This is a genomic window from Novosphingobium sp. FSW06-99, from assembly GCF_001519065.1.
In the GTDB taxonomy this organism is placed as follows: domain Bacteria; phylum Pseudomonadota; class Alphaproteobacteria; order Sphingomonadales; family Sphingomonadaceae; genus Novosphingobium.
Genome location: NZ_KQ954283.1, coordinates 1 through 823 on the forward strand (window position 1 = coordinate 1; position 823 = coordinate 823).

The 823-nt window shown below is 56.1% G+C and carries 1 protein-coding gene; it reads right to left on the reverse strand.

What is annotated here, in order from left to right; genetic code table 11:
- Positions 1-15 precede the first annotated feature (15 nt).
- Positions 16-767, reverse strand: a protein-coding gene (locus AQZ49_RS22020) for an IS5 family transposase (RefSeq protein ID WP_156428444.1) whose coding sequence is annotated in 2 segments (ribosomal slippage) — positions 16-437 and positions 437-767 — 753 coding nt in all. Because the reading frame shifts where the segments join, the coding sequence is not laid out codon by codon here.
- Positions 768-823 lie beyond the last annotated feature (56 nt).

Genomic DNA, 823 nt, shown 5'->3' on the forward strand with positions numbered 1-823 from the left:
AGGGCTTGTGGGGATTCATCGTGAATTGATGACGGCTGCTGCGAGGTAGATCATAGCCTCGAAACTCCGGTCTGATTTGCAGGCGCGCATGGCGATGCGCTTGAACTCTTTGAGTTTGCAAAAGAAGTTTTCAATGAGGTGCCGCCACTTGTACATTTCCTCGTCGAGCGGGATGGGTTTGGTGCGTCGTGGATGTTGGGAAATCACGATTTTGGCGCCCCGTTCATTGAGGTCGGCGACGATATTGTTGCTGTCGAAGGCCTTGTCGGCGAGCAATGCCCCGAACGCGATGCCCTCGATCAGAGGGGCGACACCAATGCTGTCGTAACGATTGCCGGGCATCAGGTGAAAGCGGACGAGATTGCCCAGCGCATCGGTCAGAGCCAGTATCTTTGTTGTCATGCCGCCTTTGGAGCGACCAATGGCCTGGCTCTGAGTCCCCCTTTTGCGCCCTGTCCGTGACGGTGAACCTTGACGATAGTGGCATCGACCATCGCGTATTCCATGTCGGGCTCATCTGACAGCGCGTCGAAAATCGATTTGAAAACATCGGCTTCGCGCCAGTCTCTGAACCGTCGAAAGGCTGTGCTCCAGTTGCCGAACACCGCAGGCAGATCACGCCAAGGACTGCCCGTTCGAACAATCCAGAGCACCGCCTCCAGAAAAAGCCGATTGTTCCTGCCGCTGCGCCCGGGGTCCGCTGGCTTGCCCAAACAGTGCGGTTCCATCTTTGCCCATTGGGCATCGGTCAGTACGAAGCGTTCCATCCGAAGTGTGAATCACATCTCCGAACAAATGGGAATCCTAAATCCCCACAAGCCCT